Raw genomic sequence first — 17,520 nt, 5'->3', positions numbered from 1 at the left:
GGTGGAACTGCTCCATTACCTACGGCTTGCCCGCAGGAGCTGGCCGCTCATCGTGCTATCCCTGATCATCGCGTCATCCGCGGCGGCGGTGGTGACGGCGAACACGCCGCCCTCCTACACGGCGACGACCTCGATGATCGTGTCCGGCACCGACAAGGAATCCGACCTGTCCACGGCCTACCAGTCGGGGATGCTGTCCGCGCAGCGCGTCACGTCCTACGCGAGCCTCCTGACGAGCCGCAGGGTGCTCAGCAAGATCACCGATCCGGCCGACCTCGGCCGCCTCCAATCGGCTGTCACGGCTGAGGCCATCCCCGGAACCGTGCTCCTGCGTGCCACCGTGACCGACGCCGACCCGGTGCGCGCCGCCCGGCTCGCCAACAACCTCGGCGAAACGTTCTCGAAGCTGATCGACCAGATCGAACGGCCGACGCCCAAGAGCCGACCCGCCGTCAAGGTCACGGTGGTCGACAGGGCGACGGTCCCCACGGTTCCGGTCAGCCCCAAGCCGCTGGTCAACCAGGCCGTCGCCCTATTGCTCGCGCTGCTCCTCGCGATGGCCACGGTCGTCCTGCGCGACCGGCTGGACACGACGATCAAGACCATCGAGACGCTGCAGGACACGTCGAAGACCTCGATCCTCGGGATCATCGGCTACGAGAAGGACGCTCAGCGGCATCCCCTCGTCCTCCGGGAGACGGGCCACTCCACGCGGGCGGAGGCGTTCCGCTCGCTGCGGACGAACCTGCAGTTCATCGGGGTCGACCGGCAGCCGAAGACGCTCGTCGTCACCAGCTCCCTACCGAGCGAGGGCAAGTCCTCGACGTCCGTCAACCTCGCGATCACCCTGGCGCAGGCCGGATGGCGGGTGGTCCTGGTGGACGCCGATCTCCGCAGGCCCCGCATCCCGAGCTATCTCGGGATCGAGGGCGCCGCCGGCCTCACCGACGTGCTCATCGACAAGGCGGGGCTGCAGGACGTCACCCAGGTCTGGGGCACCCCGGGCATCTCCGTCCTGCCGAGTGGCAAGGTCCCGCCGAATCCCAGCGAGCTGCTCGGCTCGCAGAACATGCGGATGGTGCTGGCCCAGCTCTCGCGGGACTACGACATCGTGGTCATCGACGCGCCGCCGCTGCTGCCCGTCACCGACGCCGCGGCGCTCGCCGCCTTCTGCGACGCCACGCTGCTCGTCGCGCGGTACGGCAAGACCCGGCGCGAGCACGTGGTCCGCGCCGTGGAGTTGCTGACGTCGGTCAACGCCCGGCTGGTGGGCGCGGTGCTCAACTTCGCGCCGGCGAAGAGCGGGCACTACTACGGATACGGATACGGATACTCCACGGACGTCAAGACGCCGGTGAATGCGTGAGGAGCGTGAGCGGGACGGACAACGCGTCGGCGATCGCCCGTCCCGCCACACGGTAGGCACGCCGGGAACGACCGTAGGGGTCGGCGATGTCGGGCTGGTCCACACGGACCAGCCCGCGGCGCGCTCCGGCCTCGGCCACGAGCGCGCGGGCCCGCCGTACGGGATCTCGGTGGGAGACGATCGCCTCGGCCGGCACACCCCGGGTCAGCACGCCGAACTCGGCGATGGTGAAGACCCGGGCGACGGCGGGAGGGTGCAGCGCCGCCACCTCGGCCCGGTGCTCGGCGGTGGCCGCGAGCACGAGGTCGGAGTCGGCGACCAACTCCTCGGTGAGCGGGCGGGAGGCGAACCCGCCGGGATCGCCGCCGAGCCGGGCCAGCGCCTCCCGCGCTCGCTCGGCCATCGGCATTCCCCGCGCGGCGCGGGTGCCCGCGCTGGTCACCTTGACCGGCGAGCCCGCTCCGATGGCGGCCCGGGCCAGCCGCTCCGCCATCGGTGAGCGGCAGATGTTGCCCGTGCACACGATGAGGACGTGGAAACCCTTGTCAGCCTGAGACGACATCGGCGGTACCGCCTTTCCCATCTGGAGCCACAGCGCCGGGGTGCGCGGGACGTCGAACCCTGTTGATCTTCATCGTGCCCTGTCACGGCACGGGAACCCGGGAATCTCCAGGAACGGGGAGCACGCCGGGCGCCGCGCCATCGGGCGCCATCGGTTCTCCCCGTCGCCTGCGCCGGGCGCGACCGGCGGCTCGTCCTTCTTCGCGGCCCTGTTGCTCCGGACCTCGCCGGCGGTCTCAACAGCGGCCTTCTCGCCGCGGTCCTCCCCCACCGGCCGGGCGGCGGGGTGCTGGCGCTCACCCTCCGGAGGGATCCCCCCGGGAACACGCTCGACGCCGCGCTCGTACGAGCCGAGCAACGCGCGGCCGCCCAGGACCATGCCCGCGGAGAGGGCGAGGCCGGCGACTCCACAGCCGATGATCGCCCTGCGCATGCCGCGCTTCCTGGACAGCGCCCTCTCCGCGGGCTCGCTGATTTCAACGTACTCGCGGATACCCTCCATGAACGCGACGGTAAATCGTCGTCTCCTGACGATCCCGCGTGGCACGCCGGGGTTTACCCTTTCCGGCATCGTCTCCCGTCACGACGGCGGTGCCGGGCAACCGTGGTGGTTCTCGGTGATCCGGGTGCGCTGTGGCCGGACGAGCGGCTGCACGGGAGCCGCCGGCGGCTCGGCGGTGACGGGTTCCACCAGTCTGAATTCCAGCGTCCGCGTCTGCCGGGGAGCGAACTCCAGCAACGTGGAGTAGACCGGATGGGATCGTTCCGCCTCGATGATGACGGCGGACTTGTGACCGTCGAGGCGTACCCCGCTCAGCCTCGCGCCCGGGGTGGCATAGAGCGACACCCACAGCAGGTTGGAGCCGAGGGCGTGGTGCCCCTGCGGCGAGTCGAGCCGGCCGGTGACATAGCTCGGCAACGCCCCTCGGGGCACGTCGTTGTCCAGCCGGACGCGCACTGTCGTGGCGCGCAGCCCGTCGTCCCGGCACGCGTCCAGACTGTAGGTGAGGGAGCGCCGCAGGTAGTAGTCGAGCTTGCCGCCCGCCGAATTGTTGACCACCAGTCCGGCGAAGGGTCCCGGCTGTCGCGGGAGCGCGCCGCCGAGCGGGGTGGCCGCCAGCCGCTGTTCCTCGGCGGGGTCGCGGCTCCAGATCTGGATCCTCCGCTCGTCCACGAGCCGGGACAGGACCGGCAGCAAGCGCGCGGGCTCGGCGAGGGATCGGCTGATCGCCTCGCTGACGGCGCCGGCGACCGTGATGAGGAACCGCTTGCGTTCCGCCGTGTTCGGATACCGGGCGTACGCCGTCCGCTCGGTGAGATCGACGACGTTGCCCGCGGTCACCGTCTCGCCGTCGGGGAGGGTGACGGGGCCGATCAGCTCCAGCAGATGGGAGAGACCCACGGGATCGGTGGCCACGACCCCGTCCAGCTTGTGGCCGTACCGGCGCTCCCAGAGCCCGGCCCACGTGGCCGCCGCGTACGGGAAATGCGGGGAGAGGTTGGAGACGGAGAGCAGCGAGGTCGCGCTCGGCCCGTAACGAGCGCGGTACGCCGCCCCGTGATCGACGACCGGCGTCGGACTCGCGAGGCCGTTCTCCGCGGACAGCCGCTGGATCCCGAGCCTGCCGTGGTCGGCCCTGAGGACGCCGTACGCTCCGACCAGGCCTCCCGTTCCCCGGGCCTCCGCGTTGGTCTGGAACGCGAGGAAATAGCGGCGGGGGCCGTCATGCCCCAGCATCGGCGGCAACAGCACGGCGGCGTCCGCGGCCGCGCCGAGGCGGTCGTGCAGCCGATCCATTTCGCGCAGCGCCGTACCGCGTGCCTGGTCCAGCAGGTCCACGCCGGTGTCCGCCGGAGTGGCGGCGAGGCGGGAGCTCGCCGTGGCGAGGCGGGCGGCGCCGTCGTCCAGCACCGGGGCCGCGGCGTCGAGACCGTCGAGCAACTGCCGCATGTTGCTCATCGAGAGGGCGTTCGCCGTCAGGAACGGCGCGGCCCTGCGGTAGACCCCGCCGAGAACATCGCTGAGCTCGTCGGCGGCCTCGGCCAGCCCCTGTGTGGTGGTCGCCGCGTCTCCGACGAAGGGAGCATGGGCGATGAGCCACCAGCCGGGTCCGCCGGTCAGCCGCCGGGCCTCGGCCGCGTGCCGCCGCGCTTCCGCCAGCGGCCCGGCCAGTTGCCGGGGATCCTCCGATTCCAGCAGGAGGAACGCGTTCTTCGCGGCCTCCAGATGGTCCCGCACGCTCAGGCCGAGATGTGCCGACCAGCCGCCGGCCAGCACGAGGCCGGCGGCTGGGAGCGACAGGCCGATGAGGGCCAGACGGCGACGGTTACCGCCCCACATGGGAGGATCGACGACGCCTCGCGGTGAGGATGAGCCCGGCCGCGGCGGCGGCGAGCAGTCCTCCGCCGGCGGTGGCCATCGCCGCCACGGGAGCGCCCGTCATCGGCAGCTCTCCCTTGGCCTGGCAACCGCTGCAGCCCCCGCAGCTGGGGCTGCAGTTGCCGCTGCTCGACCAGCTGTTCGACCTGTTGTTCGACCTGTTGTGTTGCCTGTTGTGCTGGTGCTGCCTGCCCTGCTGACCGTGGGACTGCGACTGGCTTTGGTGAATGTTCTGGTGCAGGTTGGGGAGCGGCGGGTACGGCTGCCCGACCACGATGCCCTCCGGCACCGGCAGGGCGGCTTCGGCGGTCGCCGCCACCGCGGGTCCGAGAGACAACGCTCCCGCCGCCATCATCGACAACAGAATAGGTATCGCGTTTTTTCGTACCACTTAGGACTCCCCGATGGTAATAGGTCGCGCCATGGGCGATTTGGGCGAAATGTCAGCGACACGTTCACCTCGTAAGCTTTATATGCGGCAAGCTGAGAGGTTCCCCGCCAGGCGCGTGCTTCTTACGGACTGATCACTGACCGTTCTCCCTTTGTTGACGATCGCCTTATTTCGGTGCCGCGGTCCGATCGCCGCATGGAGCATCCACGCTTCGACCGCCGCTCGCGGAGCGTCTCGCCGATATTCGTTCGGCTTTACGTCGGTTTCGCGTGCCGTGGCTGGTTGTGAAGGAGTCCGCACTGATATGCGCACCTGAATGTCCATCCGGCGACGTGTCACTAAAGAATCGGCCAACGCCGTCACCGGGGCCGCCTCCCGACACTCGGTCCGGCGATACTCGATGCGTGTGTGACCAGCCGAAACCCACAGCGCCGTGAGGGCGGCTCTCCGAGTCGTCTGCGAGATCGGCGTCACCGCCGGGGTCGTCCTGCTGATGTTCTGCGCGTATCTGCTCTGGGGCACCGGCTCCTACACCGAGCGGCACCAACGCGTCCTGCAACAGCAGTTCGAGCAGGAGATTCACGAGAAGAACGGCAAAAGGAGCCTCGGGAGGATCAGACTCGGCAGCGCACTCGCGTTGCTCCGCATCCCCCGACTGGGTCCCGATTACACGTTCGCCATCGTCGAGGGCGTGGACGCCGAGGCATTGCGCGAGGGTCCCGGCCACTATCCCGGCACGGCATTGCCCGGACAGACAGGAAATTTCGTCGTCTCAGGGCACCGGACAACGTATTTGGCGCCGTTCAACCGCATCGGAGAGTTGCGACGCGGTGACGACATCGTGGTGGACACCCACGAGGCCCGGTACACCTACCGGGTCACCCGCAAGGAGGTCGTCCTCCCCACCCGGTTGGACGTCATCGCCCCGGTGCCGGGCCACCCCTCCGAACCGCCCTCGAAGGCGCTGATCACCTTGACCACATGCAATCCGATGTACTCCGCCAGCGAGCGCCTGATCGTCCACGGCGTGCTCGCCGACCGAGAACGCCGCACCTGAACCGGGAGAGGCCGACATGTACGGATTCATCTGGCGGCGGCTGCCCGGCGGCACCGCGGCTCGGCTCGTCGTCTTCCTGCTGCTCATCGGCATCGCGGCGGGCCTGCTCTGGTACGTCGTGTTCCCCTGGCTGGCGCCCCGGGTGCCCGTCGACCAGCCCTGGTGACCCTGCCCGCCGGCGCCCCTGTCCCCTGGTGAGCCGCCGGCGCGCGTGAAGGTCCGGAGGAAGCCGGAAGGCCCTCGCCGCGAGAGGGGGAAGGCGGCGAGGGCCCCGGGAAGGTGAGCCGTGCGGCTCAGCGGCCGACGTTGGCCTCGTGTCCGATGGACAGGCCGGAGTCGACGTCGAAGAAGTGCAGGTTGTGGGTGTCGACGACCAGGTCGATGTTCTGGCCGGGACGGACGTGGCTGCGGGCGTTGACGCGGGCGGTCCACAGGGACTTGTCCCCGGCCAGCGGCAGGGTCGTCTCCTCCTCGTCACCGTCGTTCTGCGCGGCCACGGTGTCCTTGTGCTCGACCGGCGGGGCGTCGATCGTGAACAGCACGTTGATCTCGGAGCCCAGCTCCTCGGTCACGTTCGCGCGGACCGCGAGGCGGACCCAGCCGGAGGCGTTGCCGTTCGCGGCGACCGAGTCCTCGAAGTCGGACGGGCGGATGCCGAGGATGATCTTCTTGCCGATGTAGCGGTCGAGGCCCGGCTTCTCCGCGAAGGTGGAGTCCGGGACCGGGAGCCGGTAGCCGGCGAACGCGACGGCGGCGCCGCTGCCGTCCCTGACCAGCTCGGCGTAGGTGAAGTTCATCGACGGCGAGCCCATGAAGCCCGCGACGAACAGGTTGACCGGGTTGTCGAACAGGTTCTGCGGGGTGTCGACCTGCTGGAGCAGGCCGTCGCGCAGGACGCAGACGCGGTCGCCGAGGGTCATGGCCTCGACCTGGTCGTGGGTGACGTAGACCGTGGTGACGCCGAGGCGCTCGTGGAGCTGGTTCAGCGAGGCGCGCATGGAGACGCGGAGCTTGGCGTCCAGGTTGGACAGCGGCTCGTCCATCAGGAACGCCTGCGGCTCGCGGACGATGGCGCGGCCCATGGCGACACGCTGGCGCTGGCCACCGGAGAGGGCGGCCGGCTTGCGCTTGAGGTACTGCTCCAGGCCGAGCATCTTGGCGGCCTCGTTGACCCGCTTGGCGATCTCGGCCTTGGGCATCTTGCGGAGCTTGAGGCCGAAGGCGAGGTTCTCCTCGACCGTCATGTGGGGGTAGAGCGCGTAGTTCTGGAACACCATCGCGATGTCGCGGTCCTTCGGAGGCAGGTGGTTGACCACCCGGTCGCCGATGACGATCTCGCCGCCGCTGATGTCCTCGAGGCCCGCGATCATGCGCAGGGCCGTGGACTTGCCACAGCCGGACGGGCCGACCAGCACCATGAACTCGCCGTCCCTGATCTCCAGGTTCAGGCCGTTCACTGCCTTGACGCCGCCCGCGTAGATCTTGTCGACGCCGTTCAGAACGATAGAAGCCATCTCAGTCCTTCGTCGCTTCCTGACGATTCCGCCCCGTCCAGCAGTCTGGGTCCCCCCGATGCGGGCTGGGCTTCCTCTCCTGGGGATGACCACAGGAAGTGGATACGTTTTCAAGAATCACAGCGGACAGATCGGGACCTGTCAACTCATTCCGCTTGTCACACGGGCCTCGTTACCATTCTGAGACTGGCGACGGCGATGGAAAGATGATGGAATCGTTTCCATGCAGATGCCAGTGCAGCGCCGTACGACGATCAAGGATGTGGCGGAGGCCGCGGGTGTGGGCGTCGCGACCGTGTCCCGGGTGCTGTCGGGCGGGTCGGCGAGCGCCGAGACCAGGGAGAAGGTGCTGGCGGCGGCGGCGCGGCTCGACTACCACCCGAGCGCGCTCGGCCGGAACCTCCGCCAGCGGCGCACCGGCGGCGTCGGCCTGCTCGTCCCCGACATCACCGACAGCTTCTACGCGCGGCTGGCCGACGGTGTGCTGTCCTGCGCCCGCTCGTACGGCGAGCCCGTCACGATCGGCGTCACCGGCGACGATCCCGAGCGGGAGAGCGAGATGATCGGCACGCTCATCGAGCAGAGCATGGACCGGGTCATCGCGGTGCCGTCCGGCGACGGCGACGCGTGGGATCCGGTGCTGCGCGCCGGGGTGAACGTCGTCTTCGCGAGCCGGAGGGCGGAGCCGGACGTGCCGGACGTGCCCGCCGTGCTGGCCGACGACCGCGGCGGGGTGCGGACAGCGGTGGAGTACCTGACCGGTCTCGGCCACCGGAAGATCGCCTTCCTGGCCCGGCGCGGCCAGTCGCAGCGCGTGGCGGCGTTCACCGGCGCGCTCAAGGCGCTCGGCGTGCCGGTGGAGGACGAACTCGTCGTCCACGCGCGAGCGAGCCGGGATTCGGCCTACGCCGCGGCGGCGGGCCTGCTGCAGCGCCGCCCCGACGTCACCGCCGTGCTCACCGGCGGCAACATCCTGGGCGAGGCGGCCGTCCTGGCCGCCAGGGAACTGGACGTGCGCGTCCCGCGCGACGTCTCACTGATCATGTTCGACGACGTGCCCTGGGCCGAGTTGTGCTCTCCCCCGCTCACGGTGATCGCTCAGCCCGCCCAGGACATCGGCTACCGTGCCGCGGAACTGGTCCTGCGGCAGGGGCGCAGGCCGCGCACGGTCATGCTGCCCTCCGAACTCGTCGTACGGGCCAGCTGCGGGCCCAGGAGGCCACGCCAGTGACATCGGCCGCCATGCCGCCGAGAATGCCGCGTCAGCCGGTGGTGACCTTCTCGATCGCCTCGACGACCTCGGGCGCCTCGGGCTCGGTACGCGGCCGGAACCGCGCGACCACCCCGCCCGCGCCGTCCACCAGGAACTTCTCGAAGTTCCACTGGATGTCGCCGGCGGCGCCCTCGGCGTCGGACACCTCGGTCAGGGTCGCGTAGAGCGGGTGCCTGTCGTCGCCGTTCACGTCGGTCTTCTCCAGGAGGGGGAAGTCCACGCCGTAGGTCGTGGAGCAGAACTCCTGGATCTCCTCGGCGGAGCCGGGCTCCTGGCCCATGAACTGGTTGCACGGCACGCCGACGACCGTGAAGCCGCGGTCGCCGTAGGTTTCCTGGAGGCGGACGAGTCCGCCGTACTGCGGGGTGAGCCCGCACTTCGACGCCACGTTGACCACCAGCGCCGCCCGGCCTCCGAGGATGTCGCCGAGCGTGGTCGCCGCTCCGTCCAGGGTCCGAACCGGAATCTCGAGAATGCTCATGGCGCTGACTTTACCCAGAACACCATTCGGCGGGACGCGGCGGGAGGCGGTAAAAGTTCCGTCGCGAGCATGCCACGCGACGGTCGTGCGGCGGACGGATCCGCTGGTCAGACAGGGTGTGGGCGGCAAACCCCAAGCCACGGGCAATTTTCCGGAACCGACGTCCCCGCCCGCGGCGGCACCTGACCAGCGGGTCCTCTTGGGAGCTCCAGAAGTCATCGCGGGAGCGGCAAACAACTTTCTGCAGCGTGTCGCAGTTCACCGGATCGGGGCGGGGTGGCGTACTTCAATCCGGCTGAAGGACCCGTCGCGGCGCCTGCCCGGGAGTGCACGTTGAATCCGGTGAGGCCGAGCGGACGGCCGTGCCCACGCCATGGGCGCTGGACCGCCTGGCGGGCGTACCGCGAGTGCGCCCCCTCCGCACGCGACCCGACGACAAGGACCGAATTGGACAGCAACAGAGTTCTCATGCGCAACGCGGCGGCGGCGGTCATCGCCGTCTCCGTGGTCGGAGGCGCGGGAAGCGGCGCGGCCGCGAGTACCGAGCGGACCGCCACGCAGGCCACCGACCAGGCGACGACGGAGGCCGCCGAAGCGGCCGCCGAAGCGGCCGCCGAACAGGCGGACGCGATGTCCGCACGCGGGATAACGACGGTGCACAACGCGGTCTGGAGGACCAGCGCCAAGGCCGTCAAGCGCAGGGTGAGCGCGGCGGCACCCGCGATTCTCAACAAGGCGTACGCCTTCCGCCTCGTGGCCCGGCGATCATGGCCGGGCACCCAGTTCCAGTGCCTGGACAGCCTGTGGACGAGGGAGAGCGGCTGGAACCACCGGGCGGAGAACCCGAGTTCCGGGGCGTACGGCATCCCGCAGGCGTTGCCCGGCAGCAAGATGAGCGGGACCGGCGTCGACTGGCGGTTCAACCCGGTGACCCAGATCAGATGGGGGCTGAAGTACATCAGGCTCCGGTACGGCTCGCCGTGCGGAGCGTGGGGGCATTTCCAATCCAACAACTGGTACTGACGGTTCCGCACGTCATGATCTGAAGCTCGTGGACGTGGTGGACACCTCTGAGACCGAGGAGTGACCAGGGGAAGGGACCGCTCCTCGTGAAGCGCCCGGGCCGCGGCCCGGGCGCTTCTCTGCATCCGCACGGCATTTCGATTTTCCTCGCCGGGCCCTCGAGATCCCCGGCCGCCGAGGTCGATCACAGCGTGGATCTTTTCCGTCCGAGCCGAGCGGGGCCGATTCCGCGCTACGGCCGGATATCGACTCCCCCTCCATTCGCCGGCCGGGTTCATCTCTCGATAACGAAGCCCCACGGAACTTATCCGGGGTCGCGCCGGAGCCCCTCTTGCACGATCACGCTCTTGCCATGATCGTGCCATTGACAAGGTCGTTAAACGCGACCAGACCTGAAACTGGCACTACAAAGGCCGAAATATCAGGAAATTTCACAATTCCTAGCTCGTAATGACCATGACCATACCCTCTGGCGATCAGGGATTCCTCGGAGGTAATGTCGTGGTCAATCGCAACCGCCGCAATTCTCCCGAAGTCGTGCGGGCGGCGCGATGGAAGAGCTTCTCCGCCGGGCGGCGGTGGTCAAAAACGGCAAATGCCGCATTTTCATATCTCTGCAGCCATCGGCGCCCGGCCAGAAGAGCCGGCACGGCAAAGATTGAAGAGTTGAGTCGTATGTCCGCATCTCATCGCGACGCCCCGCATCAAACGCCCGACGCGGCGGAGCCCGCACACCACGCGCACGCGAGGACGCTGATCCCGCGTGCCATCCGTGCCCGCCGCCGGCCGCTGCTCGCGGCAGGGATCGCCGCGGTCCTCGCGCTGGGCACGATCGTCGTCATGTCCGACAGCGCCGCCGCCGTCCAGGCGCCGGTGAGCATCGGCTCCGCGTCGTCCTACGCCGTCCTCGGCACCACGCTCGTCAGAAACGTGAACCAGACCAGCCTCATGGGAAACCTCGGGGTCAGCCCGAGTGGGTCGATCGCCGGATTCCCTCCCGGCACCGTCACCGGAACCATCCATGCCAACGACGCTAACGCCGCGAGCGCCAGGTCCGACGCCGTAGCCGCCTACAACGACATCGCCGGGCGAACCGGGGCCACGAACGTGAACGCGGAGCTCGGCGGCACGACCAAGACCCCGGGTCTCTACACCACGTCAGGCGGCAATTTCACGATCACGGGCACCCTGACGCTCGACGCGCAGAGCGACCCGGACGCGGTCTTCATCTTCAGGGGCAACACGCTGGCCGCCGCGAACGTCAGCAACATCGACCTGGTCGGCGGAGCTCAGGCGAACAACGTGTTCTGGGAGTTCGTCGGCGACACGAACTTCGGCCAGAACTGCACGTTCCGCGGCAACGTCCTCACACAGGCCACCGCCACGATCTCCTTCGGCGCGTCGATCTTCGGCCGCGTCCTCGCGCTGGCCGAGGACGTCCAGATCCAGGGCACGAACAACGACCTGCCGAGCACCCTCGTCATCGTCCCGAACGACCCGCCGACCACCACGACGCTCACCGTCTCGCAGAACCCCTCGGCGCAAGGGCAGCCGGTCACGTTCACGGCCACCGTCAACGCGGTCAGCGGCTCCATCGTTCCCGCGGGACAGGTGGCCTTCAAAGACGGAACCACGGTGCTCGCGATCGTCTACGACCAGAGCGTCGGGTCGGTCACGTACACCACGTCGTCGCTGTCCGCGGGTAAGCACTCGATCACGGCCGTCTATCTGGGCGGGAACACGCCCGACAACGAGGCGATCATCCACTTCGCCCCCAGCAAGTCGTCGCCGATCACCCAGGTGGTGACCGCATCGCTCTGGGACAACTCGGCGACCCCCGCCGTCGCGTCGGTCAACGACCCGCAGCCCGTGGTGCTCGGCGTGAAGTTCAAGGCGACCACGGCCGGAGCGGTCGCCGGCATCCGCTTCTACAAGGGGCCGCTCAACACCGGCACCCACACCGCGAGCTTATGGACCGCCGACGGCCAGCAGCTCGCCACCGCCACCGTCACCAACGAGACCTCGTCCGGCTGGCAACAGATGAGCTTCCCCACCCCCGTCCCCATCACCCCGAACACCACCTACGTCGCGTCGTACCACACGACATCCGGAAATTACTCGGCAACTCGGTCCTACTTCGCGTCCCCACGCAACAATGACCCGCTCATCGGGCCGGCCGACGGCGACCAGGGCGGGAACGGCGTCTACACCTACAGCGCCACCAACACGTTCCCCACGAACACCTACCAGTCCACCAACTACTGGGTCGACGTGGTCTTCGTCTCGTCCGCCAGCCTATGGAGCAACTCCACGACCCCGGCGGTCGTGACGCAGGGCGACCCACAGGCCGTCGCGCTGGGCGTGAAATTCAAGGCCGTCGTCAACGGAACGATCAGGGGCATCCGCTTCTACAAGGGGCCGCTCAACACCGGCACCCACACCGCGAGCCTATGGACCATCGACGGCCGGCAGCTCGCCACCGCCACCTCCACCAACGAGACCGCGTCCGGCTGGCAACAGGTGAACTTCTCCACCCCCGTCGCCATCACCGCAAACACCGCCTACGTCGCCTCTTACCACACGACATCCGGAAACTACTCAATAACTCGCCCCTACTTCACCTCCCAGTACAGCAACCAGTCATTGATCGCCTTCCAGGACGGCGACCAGAGCGGAAACGGCGTCTACACCTACAGCGCCACCAACACGTTCCCCACGAACACCTATCAGTCCAGCAACTACTGGGTCGACGTGGTCTTCGACATCAGCTGACACCCCGCCGACGCGGCCGGGCCTCACGGTTCCACACACATCACCTCGACCTGCTGTTCCCAGGTCGGCCAACCGAAAATACGGCTTTCAAGAGAAACCCCCGATCCCCGTCCCCATTACGGGAAACTCGCCGATCTTCTCGCGTAAACCACACGTAGGGCGCCGACCTGGCTGGCTTCCTTTCACCCGAACCCGCGGCGGGCTGTGCGAATAGGAATGCGCATGCCAAACATTACGACAAACCCCTCATCCGACCGGCGCCTGCTCCGGGCGGGCCTGATCGTCTTCGGACTCGGCCTGATCATGGTCATCGGTCTGCTGGACTCGTCCTCCTCGGCAGAGAAGGCGAGGCAGGACGGGCCCGTCCTCCACACGAGCACGACGACCGGTGCCGGCACCGCGCTTCCGGCGGTCGCGAAGACGCTCGCCCAGGCGCACCCGGCCGGCTCCGCCACGACACTCGCCCGGGCGCACAAGACCGGCTCGGCGAAGAAGATCGGCGGAACGAGCAGAGGTCCGGCGGCCAGGAGCCGAGCGGTCAGCGCTCGGGAGCTCCGTGCTGCCTGCCCGCCGACCTCGATCATCTGCCTGGAGAACAGCCTGCCCGGCACTCCGCCGAGCCAGTGGGACATCCCTGGAGCGGGTAGCACCAACATCCAGGGCTTCGCGACACAGATGAGCGTCGACCACGGGCAGACGGTCCAGTTCAAGGTCAATACGAACGCGACCGCCTATCGCGTCGACATCTACCGCGTCGGCTACTACGGGGGAGACGGCGCGCGGCAGATCACGAGCATCACTCCCTCGGCGGCCCTGCCACAGACCCAGCCGGCCTGCGTCAGCGACACGTCGACCGGGTTGTACGACTGCGGCAACTGGGCCGTGTCGGCTTCATGGGCCGTGCCCGCCAGCGCGGTCTCGGGCGTCTATCTCGCCAACCTGGTCAGGACGGACGGCACAACGGGGGCGAGCCAGATCATCTTCGTGGTGCGGGACGACGAGCGCGGATCGGACATCCTGCTGCAGACCTCCGACGCCACCTGGCAGGCGTACAACACCTTCGGAGGCGGGAGCCTCTACCTGGCGCCCACCTCCGCCGGTCGCGCCTTCAAGGTCAGCTACAACCGGCCGGTCACCACGCGGGGCAGCAGCTGCTGCAACGGTTCGGTGGAGGGCTACTTCTTCGACTCCGAGTACCCCATGATCCGATGGATCGAGGCCAACGGCTACGACGTCAGCTACACCACGGACGTCGACACCGCCATGCGCCCGGCGGCGCTACTCACCCACAAGATGTACATGTCCAGCGGACATGACGAGTACTGGTCCAACGAGATGCGCAACAATGTCGTGGCCGCCCAGAACCAGGGCGTCAACCTCGCCTTCTTCTCGGGGAACGAGATGTTCTGGAAGACAAGGTGGGAGGCCAGCGTCGACGGGTCGGCCACGCCCTTCCGTACGCTCGTCTGCTACAAGGAGACGCTGGCCAACGCCAAGATCGACCCGAGCACGCAGTGGACCGGTACCTGGCGCGACCCCCGTTTCTCGCCTCCCTCGGACGGCGGACGGCCGGAGAACGCCGTGACCGGCACCTGGTTCCGGGTGAACGGCACGGCGAACAACTCGATAACGGTGCCCGCGGAGTTCGGCGACATGCGCCTGTGGCGCAACACGTCCATCGCGACGTTGCAGCCGGGCCAGACCGCTGTCTTCCCCGCCGGCACGCTCGGCTACGAATGGGACGTGACACCCAACAACGGGGTGGAGCCCGCGGGCCCGGTCAAGTATTCGCGGACGCCCGTCACCGTGACGAGCACATACCTGGTCAACTTCGGCAGCACGTTCGGCCCCGGCACCGCGACCCACGCTCTGACGCTGTACAAGGCCCCGAGCAAGGCACTGACCTTCGGGGCGGGGACCACCCAGTGGGCATGGGGACTCGACGCCGTGCACGACCGGGCCGGGTCGCCCACCGACATCAACATGCAGCAGGCCACGGTCAACCTTTTCGCCGACATGGGAGCCCAGCCGGCCAGCCTCCAGCCCGGGCTCGTCCCGGCCACCGCGTCGACGGACACCAGCCCCCCGACGTCCACCATCACCAGCCCGGCGAGCGGCAGCACGGTGGACACCCTGACGACCACCGTTATCCAGGGAACGGCCTCCGACACCGGCGGCGGCGTGGTGGGGGGTGTCGAGGTGTCGGTCGACGGCGGCGCCACCTGGAATCCGGCGACGGGTCGCTCAAGCTGGCAGTACCGCTGGCAGCCCACGACCGCCGGGCCCGTGACGATCAGTGTCCGGGCCGTCGACGACATCGGCAACCTCCAGACCACCCCCACCACGCTGAACGTCACGGTGGTGACGGCGTGCACCGCCTGTACGATCTTCGCACCCACCGACGTGCCCGCTGTGGACTCCTCCCCCGACTCCAACTCGGTGGAACTCGGGGTCAGGTTCCAGACGAGCCAGGCGGGCGTCATCAGGGGCATCCGGTTCTACAAGGGCGCGCTCAACACGGGAACGCACACCGGCAATCTCTGGAGTTCGAGCGGCCAGCTCCTGGCGAGTGCGACGTTCACCAACGAGACGTCGAGCGGGTGGCAGCAGGTGAACTTCGCCACGCCTGTCACCGTCACGGCCGGGATGACATATGTCGCCTCATATTTCGCGCCGTCGGGACACTATTCGTTCACGCGCCCATATTTCACCACCCCGCACACGAACGGGCCGCTCACGGCCCTCGCGGACGGCGCGGGCGGCGGCAACGGCGTCTACAGCTACGGATCGACCAGCTCGTTCCCGACCAATACCTTCCAATCCAGCAATTACTGGGTGGACGTATTGTTCGTACCGATGGACAGCCTGTGGGACGACACGTTCGTCCCCGCGGTTCTGTCGAGTCCGGACTCCCAGTCCGTGACGCTCGGCGTCAAGTTCCAGGCGGTCACGAGTGGCATGGTCACCGGCATCCGCTTCTACAAAGGCCCCCAGAACACGGGAACCCACATCGGAAGCCTGTGGACGAGCACCGGACAGCAGCTCGCCAGCGCGACGTTCACCAATGAATCGGCTTCGGGTTGGCAGCAGGTGACCTTCTCAGCCCCCGTGTCGATCGTCGCCAACACCACCTATATCGTCTCTTACTTGGCGCCGTCGGGCCATTATTCGACAAATAACTCCTATTTCACTGACGCGTACGCCAACGGGGCGCTCGTCAGTCCGCAGGACGGCGATCAAGGCGGCAACGGCGTATACGCCTACGGCGCGACGAACACCTTCCCGAGCAACACCTACCAGGCCACCAACTACTGGGTCGACGTGATGTTCGTACCCTCGGCCAGCCTGTGGGACAACGGGACGGTTCCGGCCGTCGTGACCCAACCCGACCCGCAGCCCGTGGCGCTCGGCGTGAAATTCTCATCGATCACCGGCGGAAGCATCCGGGGCATCCGGTTCTACAAGGGGCCGCTGAACACGGGGACCCACACCGTGAGTCTCTGGACGAGCGACGGGCAGCTGCTCGCGAGCACGACGTCCTTCGGGGAGACCGCCTCCGGCTGGCAGCAGGTGTTCTTCCTGACACCTGTCCCCGTTTCCGCCGGCACCACGTACGTCGCCTCCTACCACACGACGTCCGGCTATTACTCCGTGACCCGGCCGTACTTCACCACGCAATACACGAACGAGCCGCTCATCGGGCTCGCGGACGGCGCACAGGGCGGCAACGGCGTATACGCCTACAGCGCGACGAACACCTTCCCGACCAACACCTTCCAAGCCACCAACTACTGGGTCGACGTCGTCTTCGACGTCTATTGAGGTCTCGACGTGGATCCTGTCGGCCGGCATCGCCTCGCGGCGGCCGGCCGGCAGGACCGGCCGCCGGTACCGGGACGACGCGCCGGCCTCGGCGTGACCTTCGAGTCCGTCGAGAACCGGTGGTCATGAGCATTCCGGGTGATGTCACGCCGTCTCGTGGCCGGACAGCCCGCGCTCGCCGAGCCGTACGGCCATGGCCTGGACGAGCAGCTCCAGCCCGAACTCGAACTCCGCCTCGTGATCGCACGCGCCGAGTTCCTGCGCGCGGGCGCTGAGCTCGGGGAACAGGGCGGGATCGGCCTCTGCCACCGGAGCGTCCGGGCGTACGGGGGCGAAGGTCGGCGTCACACCGACCTCGCGGAGCAGCGAGCCGACGATGTAGGCGATGAACATGCGCAACATCCGCACCGCCTCCCCGCCCTCGAAGCCCGCGTCGCGCAGGGTGGCCAGGGCGCGCTCGGCCGGGAGCATCCCCGCCGGGGACCGGAGCTGGCGGCTCACCACGACCATCGTGGAGCGCGGGTAGTGATGGGCGATCTGCCGGAACGCCCGCGCCTGGATGCGGACCCGATCGGTCCAATGGGCGGACGGGTCGTCGGTGAACTCGATCTCCGAGAGCACCGCCTCGGCCACGCCGTCCAGCAGGGCCGACTTGTTCGGCACGTGGTTGTAGAGGGACATCACCCCGACGCCGAGCTCGGCGGCGATCCTGCGCATCGAGATCGCGTCGGCGCCCTCGCGCTCGATGAGATCCACGGCGGCGGCGACGATCCTCGCCCGGTTCAGGGTGGACATGGAACCGATTCTCCCCCAGGCCATTGACGACGTACAGCGTACGTGACACGGTGACGTACGTACGGTGTACGTAGACGGGAGGTCA

At 68.3% G+C, this 17,520-nt stretch carries 14 protein-coding genes; 7 read left to right on the top strand and 7 right to left on the bottom strand.

Translation table 11 applies throughout. From position 1 onward, the window contains the following. The first annotated feature begins 1 nt into the window (after position 1). Positions 2-1,366 (top strand): tyrosine-protein kinase domain-containing protein, encoded by a 1,365-nt coding sequence (locus tag AB0I59_RS05710; RefSeq protein ID WP_358130401.1) that lies wholly within the window; start codon positions 2-4, stop codon positions 1,364-1,366. Here AB0I59_RS05710 and AB0I59_RS05705 read toward each other — a convergent pair. From AB0I59_RS05705 to AB0I59_RS05690, 4 genes are all read right to left on the bottom strand, one after another. Further along, complete coding sequence (locus tag AB0I59_RS05705; RefSeq protein WP_358130398.1) at positions 1,344-1,928, bottom strand: arsenate reductase/protein-tyrosine-phosphatase family protein; 585 nt, start codon at positions 1,926-1,928, stop codon at positions 1,344-1,346. The two genes, AB0I59_RS05710 and AB0I59_RS05705, sit on opposite strands and share 23 nt — an antisense overlap. Positions 1,929-1,997: 69 nt before the next feature. Then, positions 1,998-2,429 carry a hypothetical protein gene (locus AB0I59_RS05700; protein WP_061255446.1) on the bottom strand — a complete coding sequence of 144 codons (432 nt, stop codon included), beginning with the start codon at positions 2,427-2,429 and terminating at the stop codon, positions 1,998-2,000. A gap of 78 nt (positions 2,430-2,507) precedes the next feature. Next, positions 2,508-4,268, bottom strand: coding sequence for a DUF4012 domain-containing protein (locus AB0I59_RS05695; protein WP_358130395.1), 1,761 nt, complete (start codon positions 4,266-4,268; stop codon positions 2,508-2,510). Next, positions 4,255-4,662 (bottom strand): LPXTG cell wall anchor domain-containing protein, encoded by a 408-nt coding sequence (locus tag AB0I59_RS05690; RefSeq protein WP_358130392.1) that lies wholly within the window; start codon positions 4,660-4,662, stop codon positions 4,255-4,257. The genes AB0I59_RS05695 and AB0I59_RS05690 overlap by 14 nt, the downstream gene beginning before the upstream one ends. 469 nt (positions 4,663-5,131) lie before the next feature. Between AB0I59_RS05690 and AB0I59_RS05685 the strand changes: the two genes are divergently transcribed. Both AB0I59_RS05685 and AB0I59_RS05680 read left to right on the top strand, forming a co-directional pair. Continuing rightward, entirely contained in the window at positions 5,132-5,755 is a 624-nt protein-coding gene (locus tag AB0I59_RS05685) for a class E sortase (RefSeq protein WP_082776837.1), read from the top strand. A 16-nt stretch (positions 5,756-5,771) separates the two neighbouring features. After that, positions 5,772-5,921, top strand: coding sequence for a hypothetical protein (locus AB0I59_RS05680; protein WP_228641948.1), 150 nt, complete (start codon positions 5,772-5,774; stop codon positions 5,919-5,921). A 127-nt stretch (positions 5,922-6,048) separates the two neighbouring features. Here AB0I59_RS05680 and AB0I59_RS05675 read toward each other — a convergent pair whose 3' ends face one another. Then, positions 6,049-7,269, bottom strand: a complete 1,221-nt coding sequence (locus AB0I59_RS05675) for an ABC transporter ATP-binding protein (RefSeq protein WP_061255443.1) — start codon at positions 7,267-7,269, stop codon at positions 6,049-6,051. A gap of 223 nt (positions 7,270-7,492) precedes the next feature. On the opposite strand from AB0I59_RS05675, the gene AB0I59_RS05670 reads away from it, so the two are divergent. Continuing rightward, positions 7,493-8,500 carry a LacI family DNA-binding transcriptional regulator gene (locus AB0I59_RS05670; protein ID WP_061255442.1) on the top strand — a complete coding sequence of 336 codons (1,008 nt, stop codon included), beginning with the start codon at positions 7,493-7,495 and terminating at the stop codon, positions 8,498-8,500. Between the two features lie 31 nt (positions 8,501-8,531). Here the strand turns inward: AB0I59_RS05670 and AB0I59_RS05665 are convergent, their stop codons facing one another. Then, positions 8,532-9,023 carry a glutathione peroxidase gene (locus tag AB0I59_RS05665; RefSeq protein WP_061255441.1) on the bottom strand — a complete coding sequence of 164 codons (492 nt, stop codon included), beginning with the start codon at positions 9,021-9,023 and terminating at the stop codon, positions 8,532-8,534. 447 nt (positions 9,024-9,470) lie between these two features. Between AB0I59_RS05665 and AB0I59_RS05660 the strand changes: the two genes are divergently transcribed. The 3 genes from AB0I59_RS05660 (at position 9,471) to AB0I59_RS05650 (ending at position 16,640) form a co-directional block, all read left to right on the top strand. Then, complete coding sequence (locus tag AB0I59_RS05660; protein WP_358130386.1) at positions 9,471-10,046, top strand: aggregation-promoting factor C-terminal-like domain-containing protein; 576 nt, start codon at positions 9,471-9,473, stop codon at positions 10,044-10,046. A 675-nt stretch (positions 10,047-10,721) separates the two neighbouring features. Further along, a complete protein-coding gene (locus tag AB0I59_RS05655) occupies positions 10,722-12,818 on the top strand; it encodes a DUF4082 domain-containing protein (RefSeq protein WP_358130383.1) in 2,097 nt (698 codons plus the stop codon). A 222-nt stretch (positions 12,819-13,040) separates the two neighbouring features. Next, positions 13,041-16,640 (top strand): DUF4082 domain-containing protein, encoded by a 3,600-nt coding sequence (locus AB0I59_RS05650; RefSeq protein ID WP_061255438.1) that lies wholly within the window; start codon positions 13,041-13,043, stop codon positions 16,638-16,640. Between the two features lie 144 nt (positions 16,641-16,784). Here the strand turns inward: AB0I59_RS05650 and AB0I59_RS05645 are convergent, their stop codons facing one another. Next, positions 16,785-17,435, bottom strand: a complete 651-nt coding sequence (locus AB0I59_RS05645) for a TetR/AcrR family transcriptional regulator C-terminal domain-containing protein (RefSeq protein ID WP_061255437.1) — start codon at positions 17,433-17,435, stop codon at positions 16,785-16,787. Between the last annotated feature and the right edge of the window lie 85 nt (positions 17,436-17,520).

Source organism: Microtetraspora glauca (assembly GCF_040656155.1).
Lineage (GTDB): Bacteria > Actinomycetota > Actinomycetes > Streptosporangiales > Streptosporangiaceae > Microtetraspora > Microtetraspora glauca.
This window is presented reverse-complemented; position numbering and strand designations above follow the sequence as displayed.